25 protein-coding genes and 1 pseudogene are annotated in these 23,052 nt (G+C 60.9%); 10 read left to right on the top strand and 16 right to left on the bottom strand.

The genetic code is table 11. The annotated features are described in order from the left end of the window. Nucleotides 1-6 precede the first annotated feature (6 nt). The 3 genes from ACIQYU_RS14550 to ACIQYU_RS14540 all read left to right on the top strand — a co-directional run bounded on the left by ACIQYU_RS14550 (nt 7) and on the right by ACIQYU_RS14540 (nt 1,495). Entirely contained in the window at nt 7-600 is a 594-nt protein-coding gene (locus ACIQYU_RS14550) for a phosphoheptose isomerase (protein ID WP_012274070.1), read from the top strand. After that, nucleotides 597-1,175 carry a BON domain-containing protein gene (locus tag ACIQYU_RS14545; RefSeq protein WP_063913315.1) on the top strand — a complete coding sequence of 193 codons (579 nt, stop codon included), beginning with the start codon at nt 597-599 and terminating at the stop codon, nt 1,173-1,175. The genes ACIQYU_RS14550 and ACIQYU_RS14545 overlap by 4 nt, the downstream gene beginning before the upstream one ends. 101 nt (nt 1,176-1,276) lie before the next feature. Beyond that, nucleotides 1,277-1,495, top strand: coding sequence for a YgdI/YgdR family lipoprotein (locus ACIQYU_RS14540; protein WP_046616516.1), 219 nt, complete (start codon nt 1,277-1,279; stop codon nt 1,493-1,495). A 51-nt stretch (nt 1,496-1,546) separates the two neighbouring features. On the opposite strand, the gene ACIQYU_RS14535 is transcribed toward ACIQYU_RS14540, so the two are convergent. From ACIQYU_RS14535 to rplM, 7 genes are all read right to left on the bottom strand, one after another. After that, on the bottom strand, nt 1,547-1,972 hold the full coding sequence (locus ACIQYU_RS14535) for a ClpXP protease specificity-enhancing factor (RefSeq protein ID WP_207834508.1): 426 nt from the start codon (nt 1,970-1,972) through the stop codon (nt 1,547-1,549). A 10-nt stretch (nt 1,973-1,982) separates the two neighbouring features. Then, nucleotides 1,983-2,606, bottom strand: coding sequence for a glutathione S-transferase N-terminal domain-containing protein (locus ACIQYU_RS14530; RefSeq protein ID WP_063913318.1), 624 nt, complete (start codon nt 2,604-2,606; stop codon nt 1,983-1,985). Between the two features lie 117 nt (nt 2,607-2,723). Continuing rightward, the gene (locus ACIQYU_RS14525) at nt 2,724-3,503 is read right to left on the bottom strand and encodes a cytochrome c1 (protein WP_207834506.1); all 780 of its coding nucleotides are present in this window, start codon (nt 3,501-3,503) and stop codon (nt 2,724-2,726) included. Continuing rightward, nucleotides 3,503-4,714 (bottom strand): cytochrome bc complex cytochrome b subunit, encoded by a 1,212-nt coding sequence (locus tag ACIQYU_RS14520; protein ID WP_025340560.1) that lies wholly within the window; start codon nt 4,712-4,714, stop codon nt 3,503-3,505. Before ACIQYU_RS14520 ends, ACIQYU_RS14525 begins: the two co-directional genes overlap by 1 nt. Further along, the gene (petA, locus tag ACIQYU_RS14515) at nt 4,714-5,307 is read right to left on the bottom strand and encodes a ubiquinol-cytochrome c reductase iron-sulfur subunit (RefSeq protein ID WP_015271723.1); all 594 of its coding nucleotides are present in this window, start codon (nt 5,305-5,307) and stop codon (nt 4,714-4,716) included. Before petA ends, ACIQYU_RS14520 begins: the two co-directional genes overlap by 1 nt. 264 nt (nt 5,308-5,571) lie before the next feature. Further along, nucleotides 5,572-5,964, bottom strand: a complete 393-nt coding sequence (gene rpsI / locus ACIQYU_RS14510) for a 30S ribosomal protein S9 (protein WP_003260797.1) — start codon at nt 5,962-5,964, stop codon at nt 5,572-5,574. A gap of 14 nt (nt 5,965-5,978) precedes the next feature. Next, nucleotides 5,979-6,407, bottom strand: coding sequence for a 50S ribosomal protein L13 (gene rplM, locus ACIQYU_RS14505; protein ID WP_003260798.1), 429 nt, complete (start codon nt 6,405-6,407; stop codon nt 5,979-5,981). Nucleotides 6,408-6,663: 256 nt separating this feature from the next. Here rplM and ACIQYU_RS14500 point away from each other — a divergent pair, with 256 nt between their 5' ends. Together ACIQYU_RS14500 and ACIQYU_RS14495 are read left to right on the top strand one after the other, a co-directional pair. Then, nucleotides 6,664-7,704 (top strand): NADP(H)-dependent aldo-keto reductase, encoded by a 1,041-nt coding sequence (locus ACIQYU_RS14500; RefSeq protein ID WP_233687058.1) that lies wholly within the window; start codon nt 6,664-6,666, stop codon nt 7,702-7,704. A gap of 212 nt (nt 7,705-7,916) precedes the next feature. Then, nucleotides 7,917-8,837: a GlxA family transcriptional regulator gene (locus ACIQYU_RS14495; protein ID WP_207834649.1), complete on the top strand. Its 921-nt coding sequence runs from the start codon at nt 7,917-7,919 to the stop codon at nt 8,835-8,837. Between the two features lie 33 nt (nt 8,838-8,870). Here the strand turns inward: ACIQYU_RS14495 and zapE are convergent, their stop codons facing one another. From zapE to ACIQYU_RS14480, 3 genes are all read right to left on the bottom strand, one after another. Then, nucleotides 8,871-9,965: a cell division protein ZapE gene (zapE, locus tag ACIQYU_RS14490; protein WP_207834496.1), complete on the bottom strand. Its 1,095-nt coding sequence runs from the start codon at nt 9,963-9,965 to the stop codon at nt 8,871-8,873. A gap of 164 nt (nt 9,966-10,129) precedes the next feature. Then, entirely contained in the window at nt 10,130-11,479 is a 1,350-nt protein-coding gene (locus ACIQYU_RS14485; RefSeq protein ID WP_343584639.1) for a tryptophan--tRNA ligase, read from the bottom strand. A gap of 25 nt (nt 11,480-11,504) precedes the next feature. Next, entirely contained in the window at nt 11,505-12,140 is a 636-nt protein-coding gene (locus tag ACIQYU_RS14480) for an alpha/beta hydrolase (protein ID WP_015271727.1), read from the bottom strand. 135 nt (nt 12,141-12,275) lie between these two features. Here ACIQYU_RS14480 and ACIQYU_RS14475 point away from each other — a divergent pair, with 135 nt between their 5' ends. Further along, nucleotides 12,276-12,713 carry a YhcB family protein gene (locus ACIQYU_RS14475; RefSeq protein WP_207834492.1) on the top strand — a complete coding sequence of 146 codons (438 nt, stop codon included), beginning with the start codon at nt 12,276-12,278 and terminating at the stop codon, nt 12,711-12,713. 264 nt (nt 12,714-12,977) lie between these two features. Here ACIQYU_RS14475 and ACIQYU_RS14470 read toward each other — a convergent pair. Next, nucleotides 12,978-13,115: pseudogene (locus ACIQYU_RS14470) on the bottom strand (PLP-dependent transferase); the annotation flags it as partial. Nucleotides 13,116-13,361: 246 nt separating this feature from the next. On the opposite strand from ACIQYU_RS14470, the gene ACIQYU_RS14465 reads away from it, so the two are divergent. Both ACIQYU_RS14465 and ACIQYU_RS14460 read left to right on the top strand, forming a co-directional pair. After that, nucleotides 13,362-14,180 carry a lipid II-degrading bacteriocin gene (locus ACIQYU_RS14465; protein ID WP_402800525.1) on the top strand — a complete coding sequence of 273 codons (819 nt, stop codon included), beginning with the start codon at nt 13,362-13,364 and terminating at the stop codon, nt 14,178-14,180. Nucleotides 14,181-14,273: 93 nt separating this feature from the next. Next, on the top strand, nt 14,274-14,699 hold the full coding sequence (locus ACIQYU_RS14460) for a hypothetical protein (RefSeq protein WP_207834486.1): 426 nt from the start codon (nt 14,274-14,276) through the stop codon (nt 14,697-14,699). Nucleotides 14,700-14,897: 198 nt separating this feature from the next. Here the strand turns inward: ACIQYU_RS14460 and ACIQYU_RS14455 are convergent, their stop codons facing one another. After that, nucleotides 14,898-16,094 carry a methionine gamma-lyase gene (locus ACIQYU_RS14455; RefSeq protein WP_207834484.1) on the bottom strand — a complete coding sequence of 399 codons (1,197 nt, stop codon included), beginning with the start codon at nt 16,092-16,094 and terminating at the stop codon, nt 14,898-14,900. Nucleotides 16,095-16,221: 127 nt separating this feature from the next. Between ACIQYU_RS14455 and ACIQYU_RS14450 the strand changes: the two genes are divergently transcribed. Then, nucleotides 16,222-16,701, top strand: a complete 480-nt coding sequence (locus ACIQYU_RS14450) for an Lrp/AsnC family transcriptional regulator (RefSeq protein ID WP_063913325.1) — start codon at nt 16,222-16,224, stop codon at nt 16,699-16,701. 244 nt (nt 16,702-16,945) lie between these two features. Here ACIQYU_RS14450 and cysN read toward each other — a convergent pair whose 3' ends face one another. The 3 genes from cysN to ACIQYU_RS14435 form a co-directional block, all read right to left on the bottom strand. Then, nucleotides 16,946-18,847: a sulfate adenylyltransferase subunit CysN gene (cysN, locus tag ACIQYU_RS14445; RefSeq protein WP_063913326.1), complete on the bottom strand. Its 1,902-nt coding sequence runs from the start codon at nt 18,845-18,847 to the stop codon at nt 16,946-16,948. A 15-nt stretch (nt 18,848-18,862) separates the two neighbouring features. Next, entirely contained in the window at nt 18,863-19,780 is a 918-nt protein-coding gene (cysD, locus tag ACIQYU_RS14440; RefSeq protein WP_013974136.1) for a sulfate adenylyltransferase subunit CysD, read from the bottom strand. A 237-nt stretch (nt 19,781-20,017) separates the two neighbouring features. Continuing rightward, nucleotides 20,018-20,776 (bottom strand): Nif3-like dinuclear metal center hexameric protein, encoded by a 759-nt coding sequence (locus ACIQYU_RS14435; protein ID WP_063913327.1) that lies wholly within the window; start codon nt 20,774-20,776, stop codon nt 20,018-20,020. 167 nt (nt 20,777-20,943) lie between these two features. On the opposite strand from ACIQYU_RS14435, the gene algW reads away from it, so the two are divergent. Beyond that, the gene (gene algW / locus ACIQYU_RS14430) at nt 20,944-22,107 is read left to right on the top strand and encodes a Do family serine endopeptidase AlgW (RefSeq protein ID WP_207834471.1); all 1,164 of its coding nucleotides are present in this window, start codon (nt 20,944-20,946) and stop codon (nt 22,105-22,107) included. A gap of 172 nt (nt 22,108-22,279) precedes the next feature. Here the strand turns inward: algW and ACIQYU_RS14425 are convergent, their stop codons facing one another. Next, on the bottom strand, nt 22,280-23,044 hold the full coding sequence (locus ACIQYU_RS14425; RefSeq protein WP_003251792.1) for an amino acid ABC transporter ATP-binding protein: 765 nt from the start codon (nt 23,042-23,044) through the stop codon (nt 22,280-22,282). Nucleotides 23,045-23,052: the final 8 nt, after the last annotated feature.

Here is a 23,052-nt window from a genome sequence, read left to right as displayed (position 1 = left end):
CACCAGATGGACATGCAATCCCGAATTCGCCGGCTGTTCCAGGCCAGCATCGATACCAAGCAACAGGCAATGGACATCCTGGCACCGCACATCGAGCAGGCCAGCCTGGTCATGGTCAACGCGCTGCTCAACGAGGGCAAGATGCTCGCCTGCGGCAACGGCGGCTCGGCCGGCGATGCCCAGCATTTTTCCTCGGAGCTGCTCAACCGCTTCGAGCGCGAACGCCCGAGCCTGCCGGCCATCGCGCTGACCACCGACAGCTCGACCCTGACCTCGATCGCCAACGACTACAGCTACAACGAAGTCTTTTCCAAGCAGATCCGCGCCCTTGGCCAGCCCGGCGACGTTCTGCTGGCGATTTCCACCAGCGGCAACTCGGCCAACGTCATCCAGGCGATCCAGGCCGCACATGACCGCGAAATGATTGTCGTAGCATTGACTGGCCGTGACGGCGGCGGCATGGCTTCGCTGCTGCTGCCCGAAGACGTGGAAATCCGCGTACCTTCGACGGTTACCGCACGCATCCAGGAAGTCCACCTGCTGGCGATCCACTGCCTGTGTGATCTGATCGACAGCCAACTGTTCGGGAGTGAAGAATGACCCCTATGCGCCTCGGCCTGATGGCCCTGACCCTGTGCCTGAGCGTCACCGGTTGCAGCTCGGTACTGACCTCTACCCGCAATTCGCCGATCGAAGATGATCGCGGCACGCGCACCATCGGCAGCAAGATCGACGATTCGCTGATCGAAACCAAGGCCTCGGTCAATATCGCCAAGGCCAGCCCTGACCTGGACAAAGGTTCGCACATCGTTGTCAGCAGCTACAACGGCATCGTCCTGCTGGCCGGCCAGACCCCACGCGCCGACCTCAAGAGCCTCGCCGAGCAGACCGCCAGCCAGGTGCAGCGGGTCAAGAAAGTGCACAACGAACTGCAGGTGATGCAGCCCTCTTCCATCCTGGCGCGCAACAACGACGCCTGGTTGACCACCAAGATCAAGGCCCAGATGCTGACCGACAATGCCGTCCCCAGCTCGCGCATCAAGGTGATTACCGAGAACGGCATCGTCTACCTGCTCGGCCTGGTGACCCAGCAGGAGGCCAACTCGGCCACTGCCGTGGTACAGGGTGTGTCGGGCGTGCAGAAGATCGTCAAGCTGTTCGAGTACATCGACTGATTCACAGATTGCCTGTGCCGGCCTTTTCGCGGGCAAACCCGCGAAGAGGCCAGCACAGGCAACAACACTGCCCCACCTTTCGTAAACCCAGGAAACACCGCATGAAAAAGCTTCTGCTGCCCGCCCTGCTGTTCGGCACTTTCGCCACCCTGGCCGGCTGCTCCACCCCAAGCCTGATCACCCTCAACGATGGCCGTGAAATCCAGGCCGTCGACGCACCGAAGTTCGACCGCGACGCCGGCTTCTACGAGTTCCAGCAACTCGACGGCAAGCGCACCCGCATCAACAAGGACCAGGTACGCACCATCAGCGACCTGTAACCCAAAGTTGGCGGCAAAGAAAAAGGCGATCCGGTTGGATCGCCTTTTTTGTCACTTGACCACTTTCAGGCTTGGTCGCCCAGTCGGACGCGGCGGCTGGCCGCCCCCTTCAGGCGGGCCATCGTCATCCGGCTGTACATCATCGTCCTCAAGGTCGTCGCCATCCGGCGACTCCAGTTCGAAGACCATACCCTGGCCATTTTCGCGGGCGTAGATGCCCAGGATGGCGCCAACCGGCACGAACAGCGAGTGAGCCACGCCGCCGAAACGGCCCTCGAAGCTGACCGCATCGTTGTCCATGTGCAGGCTGCGCACGGCGCTTGGCGAGATATTCAAGACGATCTGGCCATCACTGGCGAAACCGTCCGGCACCTGGACCTTCGGGAACTCGGCATTGACCAGCATATGGGGCGTGCAATCGTTGTCGACGATCCACTCGTACAGTGCTCGAACCAGATAGGGGCGACTGGAGTTCATCAACGGCTCCTTAAAGCTTGCGCATTTCACGTTCTACGGAGGACAGGCTCGCCTGGAAAGGCTCGCGGGCGAACTGCCGCTCCATGTAATCCAGCAGCGGCTTGGCTTGCCGCGGCAACTCGATTCCCAACACCGGCAAACGCCAGAGTATGGGCAGTAGACAACAATCGACCAGGCTTTGCTCCTCGCTCATGAAACAGGCGAACTCGCCGAACAATGGCGAGACCCCGGTCAGGCTTTCGCGCAAGGCCTTGCGCGCCTCGGCACGAGCAGCCTCGCTGCTACGCGGGTCGAGCACGGTATCGGCCAGGGCACACCAGTCGCGCTGGATACGGTGCATCAGCAAACGGCTGTTGCCGCGCGCAACGGGGTACACCGGCATCAACGGCGGATGCGGGTAACGCTCCTCGAGGTATTCCATCACCACGGTCGATTCATACAACGCCAGGTCACGATCGACCAGGGTCGGCACGCTGCCGTAAGGGTTCACCTCGACCAGCTTGGGTGGCAGGCGACCAGGGTCGACATCGATGACCTGCACGCTGATGCCCTTCTCGGCGAGCACAAGGCGTACCCGATGAGAATAGTGATCAGCGGGGTCGGAATAGCAGGCTAACCTGTTGGTTGCGCCCATGTAGCGGCTCCTCGCACGGGATGCTTGTGAAACTGTAAATGAAAACGCGCCCGTGGTGACCTGGCAGATCTGCCAAGCCACCACGGGCGCGTTCAACAACCAGAAACTACTGCGTGATCAGTGCACGTCCTTCCAGTATTCACGCTTGAGCAAGTAGGCGAATACGAAGAAGAAAGCCAGGTACAGCAACACGTAGGTACCGATGCGCTGGCTTTCCAGTTTGACCGGGTTGGCCGAATAGGCCAGGAAGGTCACCAGGTTCTTGACCTTCTCGTCGAACTGCTCGGTCGTCAGGGTACCGGAATTCGGCGTAATGGTCAGCTGGTCGCAGGCTTCATGGGTTATCGGGGTGCCGGTCAACGGGTCGAATTGCTTCTTGCCATCGATCACGGTCTGCACCTGCTTGCAACCAACATGCTGGTTGCCCTGCAGGCCAACCAGTACGTTGGGCATGCCGACGTTCGGGAACACCTTGTTGTTCACCCCGTAAGGCCGCGACGGGTCCTCGTAGAAGCTGCGCAGGTAGGTGTACAGCCAGTCGGTGCCACGCACCCGGGCAACCAGGGTCAGGTCGGGCGGTGCCGCACCGAACCAGGTCTTGGCGTCACTGGGCTTCATGCCGATCTGCATGTGGTCACCGATCTTTGCCCCCGTGAACACCAGCTTCTCCAGCATCAGCTCGTGCGGGATGCCCAGGTCATCGGCCACCCGCTCGTAACGCTGGAACTTGGCACTGTGGCAACCCATGCAATAGTTGGCAAAGGTACGCGCACCGTCCTGCATGGCGGCCTTGTCACTCAGGTCGATGTCGACCTTGTCCAGCTCCAGGCCGGGTTCGGCCGCGAAGGAAAAGGCAGGCATCACTGCCAGCAAAAATACTGCAATCAACTTTTTCATCAGCCAGTCACCCTTTCCGGAACCGGTTTGGTCTTCTCGAGCCTTGTGTAGAACGGCATCAGCAGGAAGTAGGCGAAGTACAACACCGTGCACACCTGCGACAGCAAGGTACGCCCAGGTGTCGGCGCCAGTACGCCCAGCACGCCGAGGATGACGAAGGCCACGCAGAACACCAGCAGGAAGAGCTTGCTGATCCAGCCCTTGTAGCGCATTGAACGCACCGGGCTGCGGTCGAGCCAGGGCAGCACGAACAGCACGGCAATCGCCGCACCCATGGCGATAACACCCATCAGCTTGTCAGGTACCGCACGCAAGATCGCGTAGAACGGTGTGAAGTACCACACAGGCGCAATGTGCTCTGGAGTCTTGAAGGCGTTGGCCTGCTCGAAGTTCGGTTTTTCCAGGAAGTAACCGCCCATTTCCGGGAAGAAGAACACCACGGCGCAGAACACGAACAGGAACACCACCACGCCGACAATGTCCTTGACGGTGTAGTACGGGTGGAACGGGATACCGTCCAGCGGGATACCGTTTTCGTCCTTTTTCTTCTTGATGTCGACGCCATCGGGGTTGTTCGAACCCACTTCGTGAAGGGCAAGGATGTGCAGCACCACCAGGCCGAGAATCACGATTGGCAGGGCGACCACGTGCAGGGCGAAGAAGCGGTTCAGGGTGATGCCCGAGATCAGGTAGTCACCGCGGATCCACTGGGTAAGGTCGCCACCGATCACCGGGATGGCACCGAACAGCGAGATGATCACCTGGGCACCCCAGTACGACATCTGGCCCCACGGCAGCAGGTAGCCCATGAACGCTTCGGCCATCAGCGCCAGGTAGATCAGCATGCCGAACAGCCATACCAGTTCACGCGGCTTCTGGTAGGAGCCGTAGAGCAGGCCTCGGAACATGTGCAGGTAGACCACGATGAAGAACGCCGATGCACCGGTGGAGTGCAGGTAGCGCAGGATCCAGCCGTATTCCACGTCACGCATGATGTACTCGACCGAGGCGAACGCCTCTTCCGCCGAGGGCGTGAAGCTCATGGTCAGCCACACACCGGTGACGATCTGGTTGACCAGCACCAGCAGCGCCAGGGAGCCGAAGAAGTACAGGAAGTTGAAGTTCTTGGGCGCGTAATACTTGCTCAGGTGGTCTTCCCACATCTTGGTGGCGGGGAAGCGAGCATCAATCCAGTCCATGAACTTGCTCATCATGCGTTCTCCTGGTCAACGCCGATGACGACGATCTCGTCCGACTCGTAAGAGTGCGGTGGCACGGGCAGGTTGAGAGGCGCCGGCTGCGACTTGTAGACACGGCCAGCCAGGTCGTAGTGGGAGCCGTGGCACGGGCAGAAATAGCCACCGACCCATTTCGGGCCGAGGTCGGCGGGTGCGACTTCCGGGCGGAAGGTAGGCGAGCAGCCCAGGTGCGTGCACAGGCCGACGAGGATGAGGATTTCCGGTTTGATCGAACGAACCTGCGGATCGACGTAGGTCGGCTGCACCGAGGCCTTGGACTCGGGGTCAGCCAGATCACCGACGACTTTTTTCAGGTTGCCGAGAATCTCGTCCGTTCGCCGCACGATGAACACAGGCTGGCCACGCCACTCGGCCACCATCTGCTGCCCGGCCTCGACCTTGGCGATATTGACCTTCACCGGTGCACCCGCGGCTTTCGCCTTGGCACTGGGAAACCATGACCCCACGAACGGTACCGCAGCCCCCACTGCCCCCGCCGCCCCGACTACGGATGTCGCGGCTACGAGGAAGCGGCGCCGGCCTGCGTTGACGCCGTCATTGCTCATTCAGTCCTCTCCCATCAGCTTGCTTGGCCTGTTGAACCAGACCCTGTACTTAGGTTGTGTCAATGGCGCTAAAAATTGGCCGCCATGGTAAGAAACAAATCCACACACTGACAAGGTGATTACCCCAACCAGGGGCGACTACCCGTGCTTTGCTTGATCTGCGTCTATGCGACAAGTGGTCACTGACATGCTGACAGGTTAGTTCAAGACATAAAAAAAGCCCGGTTCCAGGGAACCGGGCTTTTTTCGACTGCCGAAGCGGTATTAACGCTTGGAGTACTGAGGACGCTTACGCGCTTTACGCAGACCCACTTTCTTACGCTCGACTTCACGAGCGTCGCGGGTGACGTAGCCAGCACGACGCAGAGCGCCACGCAGGGTTTCGTCGTATTCCATCAGAGCGCGGGTGATACCGTGACGGATCGCACCGGCTTGACCGCTGACACCACCACCGGAAACGGTGACGTAGATGTCGAACTTCTCAACGGTTTCGGTCAGCTCGAGCGGCTGACGAACAACCATGCGAGCGGTTTCGCGACCGAAGAACACGTCCAGAGAACGGTTGTTGATGGAAATGTTACCAGTACCCGGACGCAGGAATACGCGAGCGGTTGCGGTCTTGCGACGGCCAGTGCCGTAGTTTTGAGTCGCCGACATAATGAACTATCCCGTTAGATCTTCAGTTCTTGAGGCTGCTGAGCAGTGTGTGGGTGAGCAGCACCCGCGTACACTTTCAGCTTGCGGTACATGTCGCGACCCAGCGGGTTCTTCGGCAGCATGCCTTTGACCGCAGTTTCGATAACACGCTCAGGGGCCTTGGCGATCAACTTCTCGAAGTTGATTTCCTTGATGCCGCCCGGGAAACCGGAGTGGGAGTAGTACATCTTGTCGGAAGACTTGGCACCAGTCACACGAACCTGTTCAGCGTTGATAACGACGATGTAGTCGCCGGTGTCAACGTGAGGGGTGTATTCTGGTTTGTGTTTGCCACGCAGACGGCTAGCGATTTCGGTAGCCAGACGACCCAGGGTCTGGCCAGCGGCGTCGACTACGAACCACTCGCGCTTTACTGTTTCCGGTTTAGCAGTAAAAGTTTTCATTCTCTAAAGCCTCAGAGGCCGCCCAGCGAAAAATAGACGGCGAATCTTACTGGATAGTGCACAGCTTGCCAAGGGCAAGCGCGCAGCCGAACGCTGACGCTTTGGGGGCTCGGGTCAGGCACGCCAATGTTCGACGGGGTTCTTCCTGCGTGGTGGTGCATCACTTCCGCCACACGGAGAGGTGCCGAATTATCCAGATTGCGCGAAAAATTTCAACCTGCTTTGATGAGCTTCTTTGCCAAGGAGTGTCTACCCGATGGAATACCGCCAGCTCGGCCGTACCGACCTCACCGTCAGCGCCCTGTGCCTGGGCACCATGACCTGGGGCGAACAGAACGTCCAGGCCGAGGCCTTCGAGCAGATTGCCCGGGCCAAGGCCGCGGGGGTCAACTTCATCGACACCGCCGAGATGTACCCGGTGCCGCCCCGCCCCGAAACCTATGCCGCCACCGAGCGCATCATCGGCAACTGGTTCCGTGACAATGGCGATCGCGACGACTGGGTGCTGGCCAGCAAGGTCGCCGGCCCCGGCAACGGCATCAGCCACATCCGCGACGGCCAGCTCAAGCATAACCGCCAGCACATCGTCGCGGCGCTGGACGAGAGCCTCAAGCGCCTGCAGACCGACCGCATCGACCTGTACCAGCTGCACTGGCCCGAGCGCAGCACCAACTTCTTCGGCAAGCTGGGCTACCAGCACCTGCCACAGGACCACTTCACCCCGTTGGAAGAAACCCTCGAAGTGCTCGACGAGCAGGTGCGCGCAGGCAAGATCCGCCACATCGGCCTGTCCAACGAAACGCCGTGGGGCACCATGAAGTTCCTGCAACTGGCCGAAAGCCGCGGCTGGCCACGGGCGGTATCGATCCAGAACCCGTACAACCTGCTCAACCGCAGCTTCGAAGTGGGCCTGGCGGAAGTGGCCATCCGCGAACAGTGCGGCCTGCTGGCCTATTCGCCGCTGGCGTTCGGCATGCTTTCCGGCAAATACGAGAACGGCGCACGCCCGGAAAACGCACGCCTGACCCTGTTCAGCCGCTTTGCCCGCTACTCCAACCCACAGACCGTGGCGGCCTGCAGCCGCTATGTGCAACTGGCCCGCGAACATGGCCTGGACCCGGCGCAGATGGCCCTGGCGTTCGTCACCCGGCAGCCGTTCGTGACCAGCAACATCATTGGTGCGACCAGCCTCGAGCAGCTGGACAGCAACCTGGCCAGCCTCGAGCTGAGCCTGAGTGATGAACTGCTGGCGGCGATCGAGGCGATTCACCAAGAGCAGCCGAACCCGGCGCCTTGAGCCGACCTTGTGCCGGTTTCTTCGCGGGCGAGCCCGCGAAGAAACACGCGCAGTCCGGCAGGCTAGACACAATCGCCAAAAAATAAGACGATCCAGCCGGTGATTGACCACTCTACCCTATAAGAACAATGACAATGATGTTTACCCAACCCCCCGCGTCGCTGCGGCGCGTCAGCATCCTGGCCATTGACAAGGTGTTCGCTTCGACCTTGATGCAGGCCAAGGACTTCTTCCACCTCGCCAGCTTGCGCTACGGCAAACAGCTGGGCCTGGGCCTGCAGCCCATGTTCGAGATCCGCCTGGTGAGCCCGGACGGCCAGCCCGTGGACAGCTTCAGCCATGTGCAACTGCCGGTCGACGGCGGCCTGGACGACGCCGATGTGATCATCCTCCCGGCTTTCTGGGACGACTTCGACAACCTGCTGCAACGTTATCCACAGGTGCTGCCGTGGCTGCGTGAACAGCATGCCCGCGGCGCGGTGCTGTGCGCCGAGGCCAGTGGCGTGTTCTGGCTGGCCGAATCCGGCCTGCTCGACGGCAAGGAAGCGACCACCTACTGGCGCTTCTTCACCAGCTTTGCCGAACGCTTCCCGAAGATCCGCCTGAACCAGGACAAGCACCTGACCGACGCCGACAATATCTATTGTGCTGGCGGCGCCACTTCAGCCTGCGACCTGTACATCTACCTGATCGAACGCTTCTGCGGCGCCAACGTGGCCCGCGCCGTGTCCCGCGACATCCTCTACGAAGTACAGCGCAACTACACCCCCGGGCGCATGGGCTTTGGCGGGCAGAAGCTGCACCAGGACCTGATCATCCTGCAGATCCAGCATTGGCTGGAGGAACACTTCGCCGACAAGTTCCGCTTCGAGGACGTGGCTCGCAACCACGGCATGAGCATTCGCAACTTCATGCGCCGCTTCCAGGGCGCGACGGGGGACAAACCGCTGCACTACCTGCAACGGTTGAGGATCGAGACGGCCAAGGGGTTGCTGTCGAGCACGCGCAAGAGCATCAAGACCATCAGTTACGAGGTCGGCTATGACGATGCCAGTTTCTTTGCGCGGCTGTTCCGCCAGCACACCGAGTTGTCGCCGAACCAGTATCGGCAGCAGTTCATGCAGGAGGCTTGAGGCCTTCCGGGGCTGCTTTGCAGCCCCGGATTCTCAGGGCTTGTGCGCCCGCGCCAGGAACTCGTGCGACTGCATCTCCAGCAAGCGGCTCAGGGTGCGCTGGAACTCGAAGGCCAAGCGCCCGCCGGTATACAGATCCTTGAGCTCCACCTCGGCCGAGATGATCAGCTTGACGTTGCGGTCGTAGAACTCGTCCACCATGTTGATGAAGCGGCGGGCGATGTCGTCGGTGGTGACGCCCATCTGCTCCACGTTGCTCAACAGCACGGCATGGAAGATCTTGCCCAGCTCGATGTAGTCGTTCTGGCTACGAGGGCCGTCGCACAGCGCGCGGAAGTCGAACCAGGCCACGTCGTCACAGGTCAGCAGGGCCTGGATCGGGCGATTCTCGATCATCAGCACGTCGTTCTCGACCGCCTGGGTGCACTCAGGAGTCAAGGCCTTGAAGCTGGCGCGCAGGCTCTGGTGCGCCGCCTCATCGAGCGGGTAGTGGTACAGTTCGGCCTGCTCGAGGTGACGCAGACGATAGTCGACCCCGCTGTCGACGTTCACCACGTCGGTGTACTGCTTGATCATGGCGATGGCCGGCAGGAAGCGCGCGCGCTGCAGGCCGTCCTTGTACAGGCCGTCGGGCACGATGTTGGAGGTAGCCACCAGCGATACGCCGTTCTTGAACAACTCTTCCATCAGGGTGCCGAGGATCATCGCGTCGGTAATGTCCGACACGAAGAATTCGTCGAAGCAGATCACCTTGGCTTCTTCGCTGAAGCGCCTGGCGATGATGGTCAGCGGGTTCTTCTCGCCCTTGAGGGTTTTCATTTCCTCGTGCACACGCTTCATGAAGCGGTGGAAGTGCGTGCGCATCTTCTGCTTGAACGGCAGCGCCTCGAAAAAGGTATCGACCAGGTAGGTCTTGCCGCGCCCTACCCCACCCCAGAAGTACAGGCCCTTGACCGGGGTCTGCTCCTTCTTGCCGAACAGCTTGCCGAACACGCCCGGCTTGTTGTTCTGCGCGTGTACCAGGTCGTCGTACAGGCGCTGCAGGTGACGCACCGCAGTTTCCTGCGCCGCGTCATGGAAGAAGTCGGGACGTTTCAGATCTGCTTGATATCGTTCTAGGGGCGTCATGATTCGTTAGCGAGGCAACAAAAAACGGGCCGTCACTGTAGCGACAGGCCCGCTTAATGGCAATGCGACTTGCGTCAATATGCCTCATCCAGACCAACTAAGTGCTGGATGGCACCGGCTTTGCCGGTGTTCGCGGGTAAACCCGCTCCTACAGGCGAAATGCCTCAGTCCTGTTGTGGCTGAAGCGCTGCACGCAGGCTTTGAATGGCTGCATCACGGGCTTCGGCGCTGTCGAACTGCGGCCCGTCGGCAACCTGTTCGCCGTTCAGCCACAGGCCAAAGCCCAGGCCTTCGACGCGCACATCCGCCTCGCCACCCTGCTGCAACTGCTTGCTCACGGCGCCGGCGCTCTTGCCGTCGGCGAAGCTGCGCGACAGCAGCAGTTGTTCACCGTCGGCGGCCAGCAGACGGAAGCGGAAGCTGCCGTCTTCGTCACGGAAGCTGACAAAACGTGCACTCTTGGCGGCCTTCTTCTTCACTTCGGTGCTGGCCTGCACGCTGCTGCGGAACGAACGCAGGCCAACGGCCTCGCGCAGCTGCTCGAGGAACGGCGTGGCGATCTTGCGGGCCTTGGCGGCGCCGGCCAGCAGGATGTCTTCCAGGTCCGCCGGGCGGGCGATCAGCTGGTGGTAGTACTCGCGCTTCTCGGCCAGCTGGCCATCCAGCAGCTGGAACAGCCGCTGCTTGGCTTCACCCCAGCCCAGGCCCTGCAGCAGCTCTTCACGGAACTCGGCGCACTGCGCCGGCGTCGAGAAGGCCTGGAACAGGGTGAACAGGTGCGCGTTGTCCGGGTCTTTCGCTTCGCCAGGCGCACGCGAGTCGGTGACAATGCGCGAGATGGCGTCCTTCATGTCCTTGGCGCTGGTGAACAGCGGGATGGTGTTGTCGTAGCTCTTGGACATCTTGCGCCCGTCCAGGCCCGGCAGGGTCGCCACGCTCTCCTCGATCACCGCTTCCGGCAGGGCGAAGAAGTCCTTGCCCTGGCCGAACAGGTGATTGAAGCGCTGGCCGATGTCGCGGGCCATTTCCACGTGCTGGATCTGGTCACGGCCGACCGGCACCTTGTTGGCGTTGAACATCAGGATGTCCGCGGCCATCAGCACCGGGTAGCTGTACAGGCCCATGGTCACGCCGGCATCCGGGTCTTCGCCGTTTTCCAGGTTCTTGTCCACCGAAGCCTTGTAGGCATGCGCGCGATTGAGCAGCCCCTTGGCGCTGACGCAGGTCAGCAGCCAGGTCAGCTCGGGGATTTCCGGGATGTCGGACTGGCGGTAGAAGGTCACCTTGTCCGGGTCGAGGCCACCGGCCAGCCAGGTGGCGGCGATTTCCAGGCGCGAACGCTGGATGCGCAGCGGGTCGTCGCACTTGATCAGGGCGTGGTAGTCGGCCAGGAAGTAGAACGAGTCGACACCGGGCTGCTGGCTGGCACGGATCGCCGGGCGAATGGCGCCGGCGTAGTTGCCCAGGTGCGGAGTGCCGGTGGTGGTGATACCGGTAAGAATGCGCGTGGTCATGGGTGTTCGCTTATTCAGGCTTGGCTCAGTTCGAAAGGCGCGGCAGCAGCAGATCCTTCAGATCGGTCAGCTTGCCATGGAAGAAGTGTCCGCATTCTGCCACTTTCAGCAGCTCATGGGGGCGCGACAGGCTGTCGGACCAATCGTAAACCAGCTGCGGCGCGACGACTTCGTCGGCGTCCGGCTGCACCACGGTGATCGGGCAGCGCTGCGGCAGCGGGAACTCCGCCGTCAGGCGCATGACCGCCGGGGCGATCATGAACAGCTGTTGCAGCTCTACTCCGGCAGCTTCCAGGCGGCCGGCCAGGCTGGTGGCGACGAAGCCGCCGAACGAGAAACCCATCAGCACCAGCGGCAGGCCCAGGTGCTTTTCGCGCAGCCAGGCCGCAGCGGCCTCGGCATCGGCCACTTCGCCAGCGCCCATGTCATGACTGCCGGCGCTCTGCCCGACGCCACGGTAGTTGAAACGCAGGGTCACATAGCCGGCGTCACGGGCGGTGCGCTGCAGGGTCGAGACCACCTTGTTGAGCATGGTGCCGCCCTGGACCGGGTTGGGGTGGCAGATCAGCACCACGCCACGGGCATTGGCCACGTCCAGGTACAAGGCTTCCAGCTGGCCACTGGGGCCATCGATGAACAAGGGGGTTTCGCGGACAAGCAAGGCACTACTCCGTGACCTCGGGAGGGGTCGATTCGTCTAGGTGAGGAATTCTGTTCTGATTTGCGATCGCTCGCGGTATACAGCGCAGGTCTGAGCCGTTAACGTAAAGCAAAGCCGTTTATAGAGGAAGGACTCGTGGAACTCTCGCTCCTTGTTTGGTTGTTGCCGACCCTGGCCCTGGTCATCGGCGTGGTAGTCGGTTTCGTCGTCGCTCGCCTGCTGCCCAATGCCGCGCCGAGCAGCACCCAGCGTCAGCTGGATGACATCCAGAAGCGTTTCGACAGCTACCAGAACGAAGTGGTCACCCACTTCAATAGCACCGCCGTGCTGGTCAAGAAACTGACCCAGAGCTACCAGGACGTCCAGGACCACCTGGCCGAAGGCGCCAACAGCCTGGCCCTTGATGACGTCACGCGCCAGCGCCTGCTGGCCGCCCTGCACTCCGAAGGCAGCCAGGGCCCACGCGACCGCCTGACCCCACCGAAGGACACCGCCGAAGTGCCACGTGACTACGCGCCGAAAGCGCCGAACGCGCCGGGCATGCTCGACGAGAGCTACGGGCTCAAGCGTTGATCTGCCGAACATGACAAAGGCCTCGCAAGAGGCCTTTTTTGTGGGCTGGATTCACTGGCCTCTTCGCGGGCACGCCCGCTCCCACAGGTACGCCACCGCATCCGAAATCTGCGCAATGCCTGTGGGAGATTGCCCAGCCCTTGGCCTGCACTGTCGCGTAGATAACTGAAATTGCGAGCAATCCCACAGGGCCCCTGCTAACTCAATGAGTTATGGGCAGTTCTATGAAAGGAGCGTGCCCGCGAAGAGGACCGCCCAGGCAACCTAGCTGCAAGCCTTTAACGCCTGCTCGACATCCGCCAGCAGGTCCTCCACATCTTCCAACCCCACCGACAAGCGCACCAGCCCCTCCGATATCCCGTGATGCGCCCGCTCCTTCGCAGTATGGCTGGAGTGCGTAATGCATCGCCCAGCCTGCCTTGATGCGCCCAAGCAGCAAGATCCTACAAATCATCAGGTGTGGTCCTACACCCTGTTTGGCCGCTCTTCTGACATACAAAAAAGTCGTCATTAGGCACACTATAAAAACATTCAGAACGGCCTATGGCATAAGAATATTGAAACACCCTCTCATGTCCATTCGCGTAACCAAGAGCGCTCGCAGGGCTTCCCTACTGAAATTTTCAATAACCCACTCAGAGATGACATATGGGTATTGAACTTCCGGCTTTGTATATCTATCCAAATAATTACGGCACAAGTCGTCCTAATGGCTTACAAACACCACACCCCGCAGCCATGATAGGTCGTGCCATTGAGGAGCGTAGCGCTGGCTATGCACAAGGCCACTGGAGGGAAATGCTAAACCTGCATCTTCCTAAAATGCAGCACACCCGTCCCATCGCTTTTACGCTTGACGGTTTCCTGATTCGTGAACTCAAAGCTGGGTCTGGTGCAGACGCAATAATGCTGGCCAATTCGAGCATCAGTATTCCAGATGCTTGGAACAAAGCATTTGAGTACACCAAAGCAAATCTTGATACTGCCCCCTTAGCTCAACCTATTGAATTTTCTGGGGGGTGGTTCACTCCGTTCAGAGCAATTGCACACTGGCTTTTAGGGAAAGGGCAGCAGGCTAAAGTCAACATAAACAATATAGGCATCGCACCCGAATTGCATAAAATCCCTCAACTACAGGCAACATTCGCTAGAGCAAGCGCAGGCACTAGTCGGATTGATGTCACCTTCCCATATAACACAGGCATGGATAGTAATATATCACGCATCTACCTAGGTTCTATTACCCTACGAGTTATTGGCGACCTGAATAAGGGTAGTGACGGAAAGCTCATTTTCGTCGGTGTGGTTCGCGCCTATTCGGATAAATATGATGCAAATGCGAGCAGCCACCGCGGCGGCTTCGACGAGAAAGCCACGACACTGCTTCGTGAAGTTGGGCGCGTTGCAAATGCACAAGACTACGAAATTCTAATTGAAGGCGACCTACCGCTAAACATAGCAAATTAATGGGAGGCCGCGACAACGAAGCGCAGCACGGGCGACACCATTGAATTGGCTTTTATTCTATACTATCTTAGCCCACTGACTTCAAGGTGGATTATGAATATCTCGAAAACGCTCTGTACAGCCACGGCCTCAGCCTTGAACGTAATTGCAACAGCACTATTGTTTAGCGCTTCGGAAGCTGCGCTCGAAAACCCTGGTGACCCGTATGACACTTCAGGCATACCCGCGTTATCGATGTATATAGTACTGCTAATAATTTCTACCACATTTTCAGTATTTTTCATGCTTGGAGGAACGATAGCAAACAAGCTGCTCACTGGCAAACTACCCAAGGCCATCAGACTTTTTCTTGAATTTATCCCAACTTTCGCGACAGCAACTCTTGGTATTTTTGTTTCCTTCGCTTACACCGACAACACAATATCGATGAACATGACTGCGCTTATTTATTTCCTATCAGCCGGATTCTCACTTGCTGCTGCGATTTTTCTTCAAAAGAAACCCAGGAAGCGGACCTGACTATCAGGTTCTCGGCTGCAACAGTGGCGGCCTGATCATCAGGAACCGTATGCTCTACGACATTGACGATACGCCGTTGTTTGCTCTCTCTTCGGGCGACCACACCATTGACATCAGCTTTGCACCACCTAACTAGCTTGATGTCAGCATCCAGTGATGCCGTAACGGTTTTTGCCGCGAAGAGAGAGCTTCGGCAATTTACCTACACGCGTCCAGCGCCTGCTCGACATCCGCCAGCAGGTCCTCCACATCTTCCAACCCCACCGACAAGCGCACCAGCCCCTCCGATATCCCGTGATGCGCCCGCTCCTGCGGCGTATAGCTGGAATGGGTCATGCTCGCCGGGTGCTGCGCCAGCGACTCGGCATCGCCCAGGCTCACCGCCCGGGCAAACAGTTGCAGGGCATTCATGAACCTGCGCCCGGCCTCGATACCGCCCTTGAGCTCGAAGGCGATCATCCCGCCCGGCAAACGCATCTGCCGCTGCGCCAGCTCGTACTGGGCAAACGTCGGCAACCCCGGGTAGTGAATCAGCTCCACCTGCGGCTGCCGAGCCAGAAACTCCGCCACCTGCTGGGCATTAGCGCAATGTCGGTCCATGCGCAGGGCCAAGGTCTTGATCCCGCGCATCAGCAGCGCTGCGTCGTGGGGTGACAGGACCGCCCCGGTCATATCCTTCAACCCTTCCAGGCGGATACGGTCAATCAGCGCCTTGCGTCCCACCACCAGGCCGGCAGTGATATCACCGTGGCCACTGAGGTACTTGGTCGCCGAATGCACCACCAGGTCCGCTCCCAGCTCCAGCGGCCGCTGCAGGTAGGGCGTGCAGTAGGTGTTGTCGACCACCACATGTACATCATGCCCGCGCACCGCCTCGGCCACCGCGGCGATATCCACCAGTTGCATGTTGGGGTTGGCCGGCGTTTCGAAGTAGATCATTCGTGTTTTGCTGTTGATCGCCGACTTCAGGGCCTTGGCATCGTTCAGGTCGACATGGCGGATTTTCACGCCGAATTCGCCAATGCCATGGTGCAGGAAGGCAAAGGTGCAGCCATACAGCGTGCGCCCGACGATCAGCTCGTCACCGGGCCGCAGCAGGGTCCAGATCGTCGAGGTAATGGCCCCCATGCCCGACGCCAATGCCAGCCCCGCCTCGCCGCCCTCCAGCGAGGCCATGCGCTGTTCCAGCAGGGCCAGGGTCGGGTTGGAGATGCGGCTGTAGAAATGGCCGGGCTCCTCCCCTGCGAAGCACGCAGCGCCGTATTCCACGGTGGGGAAGGCATAGGTAGCGGTCTGGTACACCGGCGGCACCAGGGCGCCGCCGTGGGAAAGCGGGTCGTAGCCATGGTGAATGGCCCGTGTGGAAAAACCGGTGTTGTTATGGGAGTCGCGCATCGCAACAGCCTCTTGTGGTTTGTTATAAGCTTATGCCACCGAGCTGCCCGATTTTTTCCAAAATTACCCACGCATCCGCGTGCTTGCTGGAACAAAAACAATAATTCCCGGACCAGGAGGGCAAAACATGCCTTCAAGCCTCGACCGCACCGACCGCGCCCTGCTCGCCGCCCTGCAGGACAACGCCCGCCTCACCGTTGCCGAACTGGCCGACAAGGTGGCACTGACCACCTCGCCCTGCTGGCGACGGGTCAAGCTGCTGGAGGACAACGGCTACATCACCGGCTACCAGGCCATCCTCTCGCCCAAGTCGCTGGGGTTTGGCGTGACCGCGTTCGTCAGCATCATGATGGACTCGCACACCAAGGACATGGCGCTGGCGTTCGAGCAGCGGTTGATGGAGATTCCCGAGATTGTCGCCTGCCACAACATTTCCGGGAGGTATGATTTTCTGCTGGAGATCCTGGCGCGAGATCTGGAGTCGTTTGGGGAGTTCACCCGGGAAGTGCTGCAGCGGTTGCCGGGGGTGAAGGAGATCTATTCGAGTTTTTCCTACAAGGCGGTGAAGGAACGGCGGGTGATACCGGTGTCGGAGAAACATATCTGAACGGCATGCGCGATCCAATTGGGGGCAACTGCCTTGCTCAAAATCGAGAAGCTTGCGCAGTCCCTGTGGGAGCGGCTTCAGCCGCGAACACCGGCACAGCCGGTGCCATCCACCGCGCCGCCTGCTTCGCGGGTGAACCCGCTCCCACAGGTACAGCGTGAGCCCGAAACATGCGCTGTATCTGCGGGAAAGAGGAATAAAAAACCCCGCCGAAGCGGGGTTTTTCTTTCAGGCAGCCTGGCGCTTAGATCGCGCCACGCTGACGCAACACGTCCAGCACCTGCTTCACGCCCTCTTCCACGCTGGTGGCCTGGGTGTCGATCACCAGGTCCGCGTCCAACGGCACATCGTACGGGAAGCTTTCGCCCGGGATGTTGTCGCCACCAGCCGCGTACAGGCCTTGCGGGTCGCGCTCGCGGCAGGCCAGCGGCGAGGCCTGGACGTAAACGGTCACCAGGCGCTCCTTGCCGATCAACGCCTTGGCCTGTTCGCGGCCCTCGGCATCCGGGGCCACGAACGCAGCCAGGGTCAGCAGACCGGCTTCGTTGAACTGGCGCGCCACATGGGCGGCGCGGCGCCAGTTCTCGGTACGGCCGGCGCGGTCCTGCGGCAGGCCCTTGTTCAGGTCGTGGCGCAGGTTCTGGCCGTCGAGCACGTACACCGCACGGCCCATGTCGAACAGCTTGCGCTCCACGGCGTAGGCCAGGGTGCTCTTGCCTGCGCCGGACAGGCCGCTGAACAGCACGGTGGCTGGCTGCTGGCCGAAGCGCAGGGCGCGCTCTTCGGTGGCCACATGGCACAGCTTGCCATGATGGCCGGTGCTGCCGTGCGGCAGCACTGGCGGGGCGATGATCATGCCGGCGCCGACAGTGCCGTTGGTCAGGCGGTCGATGACGATGAACGCACCGGTGGTGCGGTTGCTGTCGTAACCGTCCAGGGCGATCGAGGCGTCCAGGGACACCTTGACGCGGCCGATCTCGTTCAGTTGCAGTGCGCTGGCAGCGCCCTGCTCCAGGGTGTTCACATCGACCTTGTGGGTGATGCTGGCAATCGAGCCCGGCACATAGCTGGTAGCGCGCTTTATGTCGTATTTCTTGCCCGGGAGCATCGGCTCCTCGGCCATCCACACCAGCATGGCGTCAAACTGGTCGGTGACCGGCGGGACGTTGTCGGCATGCACCAGCAGGTCGCCACGGGAGATGTCGATCTCGTCTTCCATGGTCAGGGTCACGGCCTGGCCAGGGCCTGCGTTTTCCAGCTCACCTTCGTAGGTGACGATGGACTTGACGCGGCTGCTCTTGCCCGACGGCAGCACGACGATTTCGTCACCCTTGTGCACCACGCCGCTGGCAATGGTACCGGCGAAGCCACGGAAGTTCAGGTTGGGGCGGTTGACGTACTGCACCGGGAAGCGCAGGTCGGTGAAGTTGCGGTCGGCCGACACTTCGACGGTTTCGAGGATTTCCATCAGCGTCGGGCCGGCGTACCACGGCGAACGCTCGCTGGGGTTGACCACGTTGTCACCCTTGAGCGCCGACATCGGCACGAAGTGCAGGCTGCTCGGGGTCAGGTTGATGGCGTCGGCGAACTTCAGGTAGTCGGCCTTGATCGACTCGAAGACGTCCTGATCGAAGCCTTTGAGGTCCATCTTGTTGACCGCGACCACGATGTGCTTGATGCCCAGCAACGAAGCAATGTAGCTGTGGCGGCGGGTCTGGGTCTGCACGCCGTAGCGGGCGTCGACCAGGATGATCGCCAGGTCGCAGGTGGACGCGCCGGTGGCCATGTTGCGGGTGTACTGCTCATGGCCCGGGGTATCGGCAATGATGAACTTGCGCTTGGCGGTGGAGAAGTAGCGGTAGGCGACATCAATGGTGATGCCCTGCTCGCGCTCGGCCTGCAGGCCGTCGACCAGCAGTGCCAGGTCGACTTCCTCACCGGTGGTGCCGACTTTCTTCGAATCACGGGTGATGGCCTCGAGGTGGTCCTCGTAGATCATCTTCGAGTCGTGCAGCAGACGCCCGATCAGGGTGCTCTTGCCGTCGTCGACGTTGCCGCAGGTCAGGAAGCGCAGCAGTTCCTTGCGCTCGTGCTGGGCCAGGTAGGCGAGGATGTCCTCGCTGATCAGATCAGATTGGTGCGACATGGAGTAACCCTGAAATTAGAAGTAGCCTTGGCGTTTCTTGTCTTCCATGGAACCGGCGCCATCGTGGTCGATGACACGGCCCTGGCGTTCGGACGTACGAGTCAGGAGCATTTCCTGAATGATGTCCGTCAGGGTCTCGGCTTCCGACTCGACAGCGCCCGTCAGCGGGTAGCAGCCGAGGGTACGGAAACGCACCTTCTTCTTGACGATGCGCGCTTTCTCTTCATCGGTGAGATGTTCGAGGATGCGCTCGTCGTCGATCATGATCAGGGTGCCGTTCTTCTCGATGACCTCACGCTCGGCGGCGAAGTACAGCGGCACGATCGGGATACCTTCGAGGTAGATGTACTGCCAGATGTCCAGCTCGGTCCAGTTCGACAGCGGGAAGACACGGATCGACTCGCCCTTGTTGACCTTGCCGTTGTACACGTTCCACAGTTCCGGGCGCTGGTTCTTCGGGTCCCAGCGGTGCTTGCTGTCACGGAACGAGTACACGCGCTCCTTGGCCCGCGACTTCTCTTCGTCGCGGCGCGCGCCACCGAAGGCGGCGTCGAAACCATGCTTGTCCAGCGCCTGCTTCAGGCCCTGGGTCTTCATGATGTCGGTGTGCTTGGAGCTGCCATGGGTGAACGGGTTGATGCCCTGCGCCACACCCTCGGGGTTGACGTGGGTGATCAGCTCCAGGCCCATTTCCTCGACCATCTTGTCGCGGAAGCTGTACATCTCCTGGAATTTCCACTGGGTGTCGACGTGCATCACCGGGAACGGCAGCTTGCCCGGGAAGAAGGCCTTGCGCGCCAGGTGCAGCATCACGGCGGAATCCTTGCCGATCGAGTACAGCATCACCGGGTTGTCGAACTCGGCGGCCACCTCGCGGATGATGTGGATGCTCTCCGCCTCCAGCTGTTTCAAGTGCGTCAGTTTGTCGACCATGGCTACTCACGAAAAACGATCTTATGGACGGCCTGCGGGCCGTGTTCGAGCGAGCCACTTTATCACAGCGGCTGCTTCTATTTAGGAGGCCGGCTAGATCGAAAAAGTCTAACGATATGACTGGGGGTTTGGGCTGGAATTGGGCCGCTCTGCGGCCTTTCGCGGGCACGCCCGCTCCCACAGGTGCAGCGCGTACTTGTGGGAGCGGGCGCACCCGCGAAGAAGGCGACGCCGATGTCAGATCGGGTTCGGGCAATCGATGAACAGGTGCTCCACGGCAAACCGCCGCGCCAGGTAATCACCCAGCGCCTGCACCCCATAGCGCTCGGTGGCATGGTGCCCGGCGGCAATGAAGCTGACACCATTCTCGCGGGCACTATGATAGGTCTGCTCCGACGCCTCGCCCGTCAGGTACAGGTCTACCCCGGCCGCGATCGCCGTGTCGATGTAGCCCTGCCCGCCCCCGGTGCACCAGCCGACCCGACTGATCATCTGCTCGCCTTCGACCAGCAACGGCTCACGCCCCAGCACCTCCCGCACCCGCCGGGCAAAGTCGCGCGCGGTCACTGGCTCGGCCAGCGAGCCGACCAGCCCGACCACCTTGGGGTTTTCCGGGTCCAGCGGCCCTTCGACGGTGATGTCCAGCTGCCGCGCCAGTTGCACGTTGTTGCCCACATCCGGGTGCACGTCCAGCGGCAGGTGGAAGGCCAGCAGACTGATGTCGTTGTTCAACAGGGTCTTCAGCCGGCGCTGCCGGATGCCGGTGACGCACGGGTTCTCACCCTTCCAGAAGTAGCCATGGTGCACCAGCACCAGGTCGGCCTGGGCCTCGACCGCCGCATCCAGCAACGCCTGGCTGGCGGTAACACCGCTGACGATGCGGCTGACCTGCGGCCGGCCTTCTACCTGCAAACCGTTGGGGCAATAATCCTGGATCTTCGCGCTGCCCAGGTAACGCTCGGCTTCCTCGACCAGGGTGTTCAGAGCGACAGCCATGAAAATCTCCTCGAAATCTGCGTTTTTCTCGGGCACAACGCCCATGCAACGCCCGTATAATGCCGGCCATTATGAGCCGTCGCCGGCACTGGGGGAACCGGTGTATGATCGCGCGCGCTCATGCCCCACCGCGCGGCCACCGTACCCGCTCTTTCCAGGATTCATTCATGTTCAAGGCTTTGCGTTACTTTGGCTGGCCCCTGCTTACCGGCCTACTGATCGCCATGCTGATCATCCAGCGCTTCCCGGAATGGGTCGGCCTGCCCAGCCAGGACGTCAACCTGCAGCAGGCACCGCAGACCTCGCGGATCATGCAAGGCCCGGTGTCCTACGCCGATGCCGTGACCCTGGCCGCCCCGGCGGTGGTCAACCTGTACACCACCAAGGTGGTGAACAAGAGCGCCCACCCGCTGTTCGAAGACCCGCAGTTCCGCCGTTTCTTCGGTGACAACCTGCCCAAGCAGCGCCGCTGGGAATCGAGCCTGGGCTCGGCGGTGATCATGAGCCCCGAGGGCTACCTGCTGACCAACAACCACGTCACCAGTGGCGCCGACCAGATCGTCGTCGCCCTGAAGGATGGCCGCGAAACCTTGGCCCGGGTGATTGGTAGCGACCCGGAAACCGACCTGGCGGTGCTGAAGATCGACCTGAAGAGCCTGCCAGCAATCACCATCGGCCGCTCCGACAACATTCACATCGGCGACGTGTCGCTGGCCATCGGCAACCCGTTCGGCGTCGGCCAGACCGTGACCATGGGCATCATCAGCGCCACCGGCCGCAACCAGCTGGGCCTGAACAACTACGAAGACTTCATCCAGACCGACGCGGCGATCAACCCGGGCAACTCCGGGGGTGCGCTGGTGGATGCCAACGGCAACCTGATCGGCATCAACACCGCGATCTTCTCCAAATCCGGTGGTTCGCAGGGCATCGGTTTTGCCATCCCGGTAAAACTGGCGCTGGAGGTGATGAAGTCGATCGTCGAGCACGGCCAGGTCATCCGTGGCTGGCTGGGCATCGAGGTACAGCCGCTGAGCCAGGAACTGGCCGAGTCGTTCGGCATGAAGGACCGCCCGGGCATCGTGGTGGCGGGAATCTTCCGCGAGGGGCCGGCGGCGAAGGCCGGGCTGCAGCTGGGTGACGTGATCCTGAGCATCAACGGCGAGCCAGCCGGTGACGGGCGCAAATCGATGAACCAGGTGGCGCGGATCAAGCCCAACGAGAAGATCACCATCGAGGTGATGCGCAATGGGCAGCAGTTGAAGCTGATCGCCGAGGTGGGGCTGCGGCCGCCACCGGCGCCGGCAGTCGCCAAAGAAGAAGAGAAGTAACGCTGCAATCCTGGCTGTTTCGCAAACCTGTGGGAGCGGCCTTGCGTCGCGATGGGGCGCGTAGCGGCCCCAGGATTTCAGCTTCGCAGCATATATGCCTGGGGCCGCTTTGCGGCCCTTTCGCGACGCAAGGCCGCTCCCACAGTGGACCGCGTCAGCGGCCCCTCTTGCATCAATGCAGGATCTGGCTCAGGAACAACTTGGTCCGGTCACTGCGCGGCCGGTCGAAGAAGTCATCCGGCGCCGCCTGCTCGACGATCTCGCCCTTGTCCATGAAGATCACCCGGTTCGCCACGGTCCGGGCAAAGCCCATCTCGTGGGTCACGCAAAGCATGGTCATGCCATCTTCGGCCAGGCCCACCATGGTATCGAGCACTTCCTTGACCATTTCCGGGTCCAGCGCCGAGGTCGGTTCGTCGAACAGCATGATCTTCGGCTTCATGCACAACGCACGGGCAATCGCAACACGCTGCTGCTGGCCACCGGACAACTGCCCAGGGTACTTGTGCGCCTGCTCCGGAATACGCACCCGCTCCAGGTAATGCATGGCGATTTCCTCGGCCTTGCGCCGGGGCATCTTGCGCACCCACATCGGTGCCAGGGTGCAGTTCTCCAGGATGCTCAGGTGCGGGAACAGGTTGAAGTGCTGGAACACCATGCCCACCTCACGGCGGATCGCCTCGATCTGCTTGAGATCGTTGGTCAGCTCCACGCCATCGACCACGATGCGCCCCTGCTGGTGCTCTTCCAGGCGGTTGAGGCAACGGATAGTGGTGGACTTGCCCGAGCCGGACGGCCCGCACAGCACGATACGCTCACCCTGGCGCACGTTCAGGTTGATGTCCTTGAGCACATGGAACTGGCCGTACCACTTGTTCACGCCCTGCATCTGGATGATGCCTTCGGGGCCGGCAGGCTGCTTGATCGCTTCACTCATTTCGAAAC

The organism is Pseudomonas sp. NPDC096925, from assembly GCF_044762545.1.
Taxonomy (GTDB): Bacteria; Pseudomonadota; Gammaproteobacteria; order Pseudomonadales; family Pseudomonadaceae; genus Aquipseudomonas.
Note: the sequence above shows the minus strand (reverse complement) of the source record. Positions and strands in the feature narration are given on the sequence as shown.